Consider the following 7,745-nt stretch of genomic DNA (forward strand, 5'->3'; position numbering starts at 1 on the left):
TGTTCGACCGCCAGGCCGGCATCCGGCCGGTGTTGCGGGCCATCCAGAAGGAGGGCGCGGGCTTCGTCAACCTGCCGGACATGGACTTCGGCACCAAGGACGCGGCCTTCGTAGATCAGCAGCCCTGCGCAGACGGCGTAGGCAATGCCGATGGTGGACACCTCGGTGGCGGTGGCCACGCCCTCGACCACGGCCGTGCGGATGAGCACCGGCAGCAACAGGGCCGGCAGCGCCACGATCAGCGTGCGCCCCACCACCCGCAGCGGCGCGCGCTTCAAGCCCTGGACCACCTCGGCGCTGCGCAGCCGCGCCATCACGGCCAGCAGCAGAGCCAGCACCACCCCGGGCAGGATGCCGCCGGTGAACAGCGCCGCGATCGACACCCCGGCCACCGAGCCGATGGTGATCAGCACCAGCGAGGGCGGAATGGTCTCGGCCATGGCGCCGGAGGCGGCCAGCAGCGCGATCAGCTCACCTTCGTCGTTGCCCCGCCGCTTCATCTCCGGCAGCAGCACCGGGGCCACCGCGGCCATGTCGGCCGTCTTGGCACCGGAGATGCCCGACACCAGCAGCATGGCCCCCAGCAGCACATAGTTCAGGCCACCGCGCACATGGCCCAGCAGCGAAGCCAGGAAGTCCACCATCGCCTTGGCCATGCCGGTCATCTCGACCAGGTGGCCCAGCAGGATGAACAGCGGCACCGCCAGCAGGATCAGTGAGCTCATGCCCTCGTCCATGCGACCGCTGACCACCGCCAGAGGCGTGTCGCCGCTGGTGGTCAGCAGGAAGGCCACCGTCGCCAGCCCGAAGCAGAAGGCGATGGGCACACCCAGCAGCACGCCCGCGCCCAGCAGCAGCGCGAAGAACACCAGCAGGTTCCAGTTGCCGATGGCGGTGAGCAGGGGCGCCGCGAAATACAGCGCCACGGCCACCGCCCCCAAGGCCAGCGCCGCGCCGGCCAGATCGGCCACGCCCAGGCGTGCCAAGCGCAGCAGACTCAGCGCGATCATGAAGCCGCAGCCCACCGGCACGGCCGCGGCCCGCACGGTGTTGGGCCAGCCCAGGGCCGGCGTCTGCACCACCCATTCGTCGTGGGCGTACTCGGCCATCGGGCTGATCAGGATCACCAGCAGCAGGCAGGGCGCGGCGGTGGCCAGGGCCTCGGCCCAGGCCTGGGCACGCGGGCTCCAGCGTGAGACCAGCGCCGTCGTGCGCATGTGGGTGCCCCGGCGCAGGGCCACGGCCGCGCCCAGATTGGCCAGCCACAGGAAGAGGATGGAAGCCAGCTCATCGGCCCAGGGCAGCGGCGCATTGAAGATGAAGCGCATCACCACACCGGCGAGCAGCACGGCGACTTCGCCCACCACCAGGATGGCGGCGGGCACCTCGGCCAGGCGGCCCACCCATTCCTCGGCCCGTGCCGCGAGCGACCCGGGGGTGGGCAAGGTGGGGCTGTGCAACAGCATGCCGCTCATGGCCGGGCCAGCCAGCGGAGCGCCGACAGGCGCGGGAGTGCCAAGCGGAAAGAGGTCATCGTTGTCTCCTGGATGGGTTGCGGGACGGTGGAATCCGTCCGCAAGCACCCTCTTTGGGGCGTGGCGCAAGTATTGGCGGCGCCAAACATGACGACAAGCGATGTGTTTTCAGCCTAGGATGACAATCTGTCATCCAACAACAGGGTTCCCCCCATGGCCAAGCTGCCCCCTCTGCCCAACCTGCTGGCCTTCGAGGCCGTGGCCCGGCGCCGCAGCTTTGCGCACGCGGCCACCGAGCTGCACCTGACGGCCTCGGCCATCAGCCACCAGGTGGCGCGGCTGGAGGCCCAACTGGGCGTGCGCCTGCTGGAGCGCAGCGCCCGCGGCGTGCGCCTGAGCACCGCGGGGGAGCGCTACCTGGGGCGCATCAGCGGCGCGCTGGCCGCCCTGGTGTCCGCCAGCGACGACCTGCAGCAGGGCATGAACAACAGCCTGTACGTGCATGCCACGCCCAGCCTGGCCAGCCTGTGGCTGGCGCCGCGGCTCAAGGCCTTCTCTCAGGCCTGCCCCGACATCGCGCTCAACCTGTCGGCCTCGCCCACCCACAGCGACTTCACCCAGGGCCAGGCCGATCTGGACATCCGCTACGGCGTGCCGCGCTGGCCCGATCTGGTGGTGGAGCCGCTGTTCGAGGAAAGCATCGTGCCGCTGGCCAGCCCCGCCTTCATCCGCGAGCACCGGCTCAAGCGTCCGGAGCAGTTGCTAGACGTGCCGCTCATCCAGAGCAATGTGAGCGTGGTCCAGTGGGCCGACTGGTTCAAGGCCACGCTCCCCCAGCGCCGGGCCCCCGAGCGCTTCGGGCTGCGCTTCGACCGCGCCCAGATGTCCCTGGACGCCGCGGCCCAGGGTCTGGGCGTGGCGCTGGAAAGCACCACCATCGCCGGCGGCCACCTGGCCGACCGGCGCCTGCAACCGGTGGTCGGACTGGACAAGGCCATCCGCGTGAAGGCGCATTTCGCCGTCTACCCGGCCCGCCATGCGCGGCGGCGGCCGGTGGAAGCCTTCCTGGCCTGGCTGCACGGCGAAGCCTCGCGCGGCTGAGCACGGCGGCGAGGTTCGGGGCCTACTCGCGCCAGAGCGACTCGTGGGCAAACGCCTCCCCGACATCGCAGTACGGGTTCGCGGAGACGCGCGTTGCGCTCAACTGGAAGCGCCATCGCGGTGCACCCGCGGCCCCATCTTCATTCTTTGCCAGGCGATACAGCTTGAAGGTCACAGGACGGACAGCGACAAAGCTGTCGCCGAAGTCGCGATCTGCGACCACCAGTGTGAGAGGCGCCCTGGCACCGTGGCGCAGGAAGCGAAAGTCGTGAAGCAGGCAGTCGGCGCCTCCCGACGAAGTCAGGCTGTCCTGCTCCTGGCCGGCATCGAACAGCGGCACCACCGTCCACTGGTCATCCACGCGCAAAAGCGTGCTCACCACGTCGAAAGAGTGCGCGTTGAAGTTCTCCCGTCGAGCAACCATCACCATGGCGGGCGTGCCGTCGCCCAGCAAATCCACGTTCGTGATGCCGTTGGTCGGCCGAAACTCGCTCTCGTCGGACGCCATCGCGCATGGCACCCCCAGGCACATCAACCCGACGAACAAGGCAAACCTGTATTGGCTTCGCGGCTTCATGGTGTCCTGCAGCTCCTGGGGTCCCCGCCGCAGCCGTCGGCACTTGCCGTTCCGCGCTGCGGTCTTCGTTCATCTCCGTGCTCTGTGCCGAGCATTCTCCAGCCACAGACAAGGAACGCCAAGACTCAGGGGTCGATGCGGTGCAGGTCGTCGTGCAGCAGGTCCACGATCTGCCGCTTGAGCGCGATGAACTCCGGCGCCAGCTCCACGTCCTCGGGCCGCGGGCGGGCCAGCGGCACGTCGATGATCTGGCGGATGCGCCCGGGCCGCGCGCCCATCACGTAGACGCGGTCGCCCAGCAGGATGGCCTCGTCGATGTCGTGGGTGACGAAGACCACCGTCTTCTTGGCGTGCTCCCACACCCGCAGCAGCAGGCGCTGCATCTGGTGGCGGGTCTGGCTGTCCAGCGCACCGAAGGGCTCGTCCATCAGCAGGATCTGCGGGTCGTTGGCCAGGGCGCGGGCAATGGCCACGCGCTGCATCATCCCGCCCGAGAGCTGCTTGGGAAAGTTGTCGGCAAAGGGACGCAGCCGCACCTCGTCCAGGTAGTGGTCCACCACCTCCTGGCGCTGGGCCGGCGGCATGCCGCGGCGTTTCAGGCCGAACTCGATGTTCTGCCGCACCGTCAGCCAGGGGAACAGGGTGTAGCCCTGGAAGACCATGCCGCGGTCCGGCCCCGGGCCGGTGACGCGCTGGCCGCTGACGACGATCTCGCCCTCGGTCGGCTCGCTCAGGCCGGCGGTCAGGTACAGCAGGCTGGACTTGCCGCAGCCCGAAGGGCCGACGATGACGGCGAACTGCTGGTCCGGCACCTCCAGGGAGACCTTGTCCAGCGCGACAAAGGTGCCGCCGGCCGGCGTGGGGTAGCGCAGGCTGACGTCGCGCACCTGCAGCCGCGCTGGCGCCGTTTCGAGATTCACTGCGCCCATGCGCACACCTTCATTCTGAGAACACGGAAGATCTGGTCGGTGAGCAGGCCCAGCAGGCCGATCACCGCGATGGCCAGGAAGATCACGTCCACCTGCAGGCCGCGCATGGCCTTCAGGCTGATGTAGCCCAAGCCGCTGGAGGCCGCCACCAGCTCGGCCACCACCAGGTAGGTCCAGGCCCAGCCGATGGTCACCCGCAAGGTGTCCAGCACGCCCGGCAGCGAGGCCGGGCCCAGCACATGCAGCAGCACGTCGCGGCGCTTGCAGCCCAGGGTGTAGCTGGCGTTGACCAGGTCCTTGCTGACGCTGCGGCACACGTCCGAGACCATCACCAGCTGCTGGAAGAAGACGCCGAAGATGATCACCGCCACGCGCTGCTCCAGGCCGATGCCGATCCACAGGATGAACAGCGGCACGAAGGACGTCACCGGCAGGTAGCGGATGAAGTTGACCGGCGGATCCAGCAGGGCCTGCACCAGGCGGAAGGACCCCATGAACAGGCCCAGCGGGATGGCCAGCGCGGACGACACCGCGAAACCGACCAGCACCACCTCCACGCTGGCGCCGATGTGCTCCAACAGGGTGCCGTCCTCGGCCAGGTGCCAGCCCGCCATCACCACGTCCACCGGCGTGGGCAGGAACATGGCCGGCACCAGCCCGCCGTAGGACAGCGCGCACCAGGCCCCCAGCATCAGCAGCCAGCTCAGGGCGGCCGCGCCCAGCACCAGCTGCCGGGGCAGCGCGGCCTTGGGCGTCAGACAGCGCTGCAGCAGTCGGCTTGCACTCGACATCGCCGCCCTCCTCAGTGCGCCGGCTTCAGGAAGCGGGTGTCGACCAGGTCGTCATAGCCCACATTGAAAGTCTTGCCCTGGATGACGCTCCAGGTCTCGTTGGCCAGCGAGACCACGTCCTTGAGCGGACCGGGCTGGCCCGGCTGGCCCATCAGGCCCGCGCTGCCGGCGGTGTCGTAGAAGCGCACGCCCTTGAGCGCCTCGCTCACGTCCTCCGGCTTGGACAGGTAGCCGCCCACGCCCTTGGCGATGATCTTGGCCGACTCGGCCGGGTGCGCCTTCATGTAGGCCACGGCCTTGTTCACGCCCTCCACCAGCGCCTTCACGTCGGCGGGCTGCTTGTCGATCACGTCGCAGCGCAGGGCCACCACGTCGACGATCACGCCTGGTGTCTTGCGGCTGTCCACCAGCACCTGGCCGGCCTTCTTCTGCTTGACCATGCTGAGGTTGGGCTCCCAGGTCACGGCAGCGGGCACACGGCCGGCCATGAAGGCCGATGCCGCGTCGTCGGCGGTCATGTTCTTGACCTCGATGTCCTTGACGCCCAGGCCCGCCTGCTTGAGCAGGTAGGACAGCCAGAACATGGACACCGAGCCCTCGTTCACCGCCACGGCCTTGCCCTTGAGGTCCTTGATGCTGGTGATGCCGTTGGCGGTGACCACGCCGTCGCCGCCCGCGCTCTCGTCCAGCGCCAGCACCGAGCGGAAGCAGAACTGCGGGCTGCGGTACTTCAGGATCTCGTCGATGGTCGAGGCCGTGCCGGCGAGCTTGCCCGAGGCCATGGCCGCCATGTAGAGCGAGGACTCCTCGATGGTGGTCATCTGCACGTCCAGGCCGGCCTGCTTGAAGTAGCCCAGGTCACGGGCGACGAACAGCGGGCCGTAGCCCACCCAGGTGGTGTGGCCGATGGACAGTGTGCCGGCCTGGGCAGCGCCCAGCAGCACGGCGCTGGCGCCCACGGCCAGGGCCAGACGGGACAGGGCGTGACGGAGGAAACGGGTCATGGTGATGCACTCCAGCTTGGTTGACTGGCCGTGATGGTTGCGTGCGCCTCCCGGTCGCGAAAGCACGAAATTTGTGAGCCGATGCGAGCAAAAAGCTCGCTTTGGCAGGCGCGCCCCATCTCAGTGCAACACCGGTCAGACGGTGGTGCAGCGCCGGTGCTGCAGGCACGGCGGACCCGCTACGCGAGCCCGTGCACGGCCCTGGCGCAGGCCGCGCGCACCAGGCTTGGGGGCCTGATTCGGAGAAATATCGTTCGACCCTCAAAAAGTCCTGGGTCGGGAGAGACCCCGCTTCCCTTGTCGGGGCTGACGGGGCTCAAATCCGTGCATGGATATTGCTGCTTGAGCCCCGACGTTTCCAAGGAATTTGCGATGGCCAACTACACCCTGCGGCAGCTCAAGTACTTCGTGACCACGGTCAAGTGCGGCACCGTGGCCGAGGCTTCGCGCCAGCTCTTCATCGCCCAGCCCTCCATCTCGGCCGCCATCAAGGGGCTGGAGGAATCCTTCAACGTGCAGCTCTTCATCCGCCAGCACGCCCAGGGCATGTACCTCACCCAGGCCGGCCAGCGCTTTTATGAAAAAGCCCAGGCTCTGCTGCAGTCGGCCCACGCCTTCGAGCAGAACGCCATGGCCGACAACGAGCTGACCGGCGGCCAGATCAACATCGGCTGCTTCGAGACGGTGGCGCCGCTGTACATGCCCACCCTGCTCAAGACTTTCCAGGAGCGCTTCCCCGGCGTCAGCATCCGCCTGCGCGACGGCGAGCAGCACGAACTGGTGCACGGCCTGACCAACGGCCGCTTCGACCTGGCCATCCTGTTCCGCCACGACCTGGACAGCACGCTGGAGGTGGAGCCCCTGATGCGCCCCAGCAGCCCCTATGTGCTGCTGCCCGAAGGCCACCCGCTGGCCGAGCAGGCCGATGTCTCGCTGCACCAGCTGGTGCACGAACCGATGATCCACCTGGACGTGCAGCCCAGCCGCACCTACTTCATCAAGGTCTTCGAGGAGCACGGGCTCTCGCCGAACGTGGTGTTCAGCTCGCCCTCGCTGGAGATGGTGCGCGGCATGGTGGGCCAGGGTTTCGGCTTCTCGCTGCTGGTGACCCGTCCGCGCGAGGACGCCAGCTACGACGGCCGCCGCCTGGTGTGCCGCCCGCTGCGCGAGCAGGTCAGCGGCTCGCAGCTGGCCGCCACCTGGCTGGCCCGCTCACCGCTGACCAAGCCGGCCCGCCTCTTCGTGGAGCACTGCAAGGAGATGCTGGGCCAGCTGGACGCCGCCCACGCCCTGCCGCCCAAGGTGACGGACCTGAGCCAGGTGCGCCAGGCCGCCTGAGCGCCACCGCGCCCTGCCCTCCCCCTCACGCACAAAGCTGGGCCCCCGCCCAGCTTTTTTCTATGGCACAGGCAGTTTCTTGCTGCTTGGCGGCGCCACGCCCTTGGGGCACGATCCCCCGTGAACCCTGGTGCAAGGAGACCCTGCTTTGGACACCCCACTGGACTGGCATGCCCGCGCCCTGCGGCAGCGCTACCTGACCGAGGCCTGCATCGACGGCCGCTTTGCCCCGGCCCTGTCGGGCCAGACCTACGCCTCGCACGACCCGGCCACCGGCCGCCTGCTGGGCCAGGTGGCCGCCTGCGGCGAGGCCGATGTGGAACAGGCCGTGCGCGCCTCGTCGAAGCTGATCACACCCGTCACGCCCTTGTAGCCCGTGGTCTTGGCCAGCACCGGCAGGTACTTGGCCGGATCCGCCGAGCCCGCCTTCTCCATCGCCGCCACCATCACGTTGGTCGCGTCGTACACGTACGGCGCATAGATCTGCACGTCCGCGCCGAACTTCTTCTAGAGCTTCGCCTTGAAGTCCT

8 protein-coding genes and 1 pseudogene are annotated in these 7,745 nt (G+C 68.6%); 3 read left to right on the forward strand and 6 right to left on the reverse strand.

The genetic code is table 11. The features are described 5' to 3' along the window. Nucleotides 1-1,466 (reverse strand): TRAP transporter large permease subunit (locus tag I73_RS29410; RefSeq protein ID WP_022982284.1); only part of this gene is annotated, 1,466 nt, incomplete at its 3' end. Nucleotides 1,467-1,688: 222 nt separating this feature from the next. Between I73_RS29410 and I73_RS20230 the strand changes: the two genes are divergently transcribed. Further along, a complete protein-coding gene (locus I73_RS20230; RefSeq protein WP_022982285.1) occupies nt 1,689-2,576 on the forward strand; it encodes a LysR substrate-binding domain-containing protein in 888 nt (295 codons plus the stop codon). A gap of 22 nt (nt 2,577-2,598) precedes the next feature. Here I73_RS20230 and I73_RS20235 read toward each other — a convergent pair whose 3' ends face one another. From I73_RS20235 to I73_RS20250, 4 genes are all read right to left on the reverse strand, one after another. Further along, a complete protein-coding gene (locus I73_RS20235) occupies nt 2,599-3,153 on the reverse strand; it encodes a hypothetical protein (protein ID WP_022982286.1) in 555 nt (184 codons plus the stop codon). 125 nt (nt 3,154-3,278) lie between these two features. Next, a complete protein-coding gene (locus I73_RS20240) occupies nt 3,279-4,082 on the reverse strand; it encodes an ABC transporter ATP-binding protein (RefSeq protein WP_022982287.1) in 804 nt (267 codons plus the stop codon). Next, nucleotides 4,070-4,873 (reverse strand): ABC transporter permease, encoded by an 804-nt coding sequence (locus I73_RS20245; protein WP_022982288.1) that lies wholly within the window; start codon nt 4,871-4,873, stop codon nt 4,070-4,072. The genes I73_RS20240 and I73_RS20245 overlap by 13 nt, the downstream gene beginning before the upstream one ends. An 11-nt stretch (nt 4,874-4,884) precedes the next feature. Further along, nucleotides 4,885-5,877, reverse strand: coding sequence for an ABC transporter substrate-binding protein (locus I73_RS20250; RefSeq protein WP_022982289.1), 993 nt, complete (start codon nt 5,875-5,877; stop codon nt 4,885-4,887). Between the two features lie 372 nt (nt 5,878-6,249). Between I73_RS20250 and I73_RS29415 the strand changes: the two genes are divergently transcribed. Further along, complete coding sequence (locus I73_RS29415) at nt 6,250-7,215, forward strand: LysR substrate-binding domain-containing protein (protein WP_022982290.1); 966 nt, start codon at nt 6,250-6,252, stop codon at nt 7,213-7,215. A 148-nt stretch (nt 7,216-7,363) separates the two neighbouring features. Next, the gene (locus I73_RS32815) at nt 7,364-7,588 is read left to right on the forward strand and encodes a hypothetical protein (protein ID WP_022982291.1); all 225 of its coding nucleotides are present in this window, start codon (nt 7,364-7,366) and stop codon (nt 7,586-7,588) included. On the opposite strand, the pseudogene I73_RS34160 reads toward I73_RS32815, so the two are convergent. Continuing rightward, nucleotides 7,552-7,722, reverse strand: a pseudogene (locus I73_RS34160) (branched-chain amino acid ABC transporter substrate-binding protein); the annotation flags it as partial. The gene I73_RS32815 and the pseudogene I73_RS34160 overlap by 37 nt on opposite strands. Nucleotides 7,723-7,745 lie beyond the last annotated feature (23 nt).

The organism is Ideonella sp. B508-1 (assembly GCF_000333615.1).
GTDB lineage: Bacteria > Pseudomonadota > Gammaproteobacteria > Burkholderiales > Burkholderiaceae_C > Ideonella.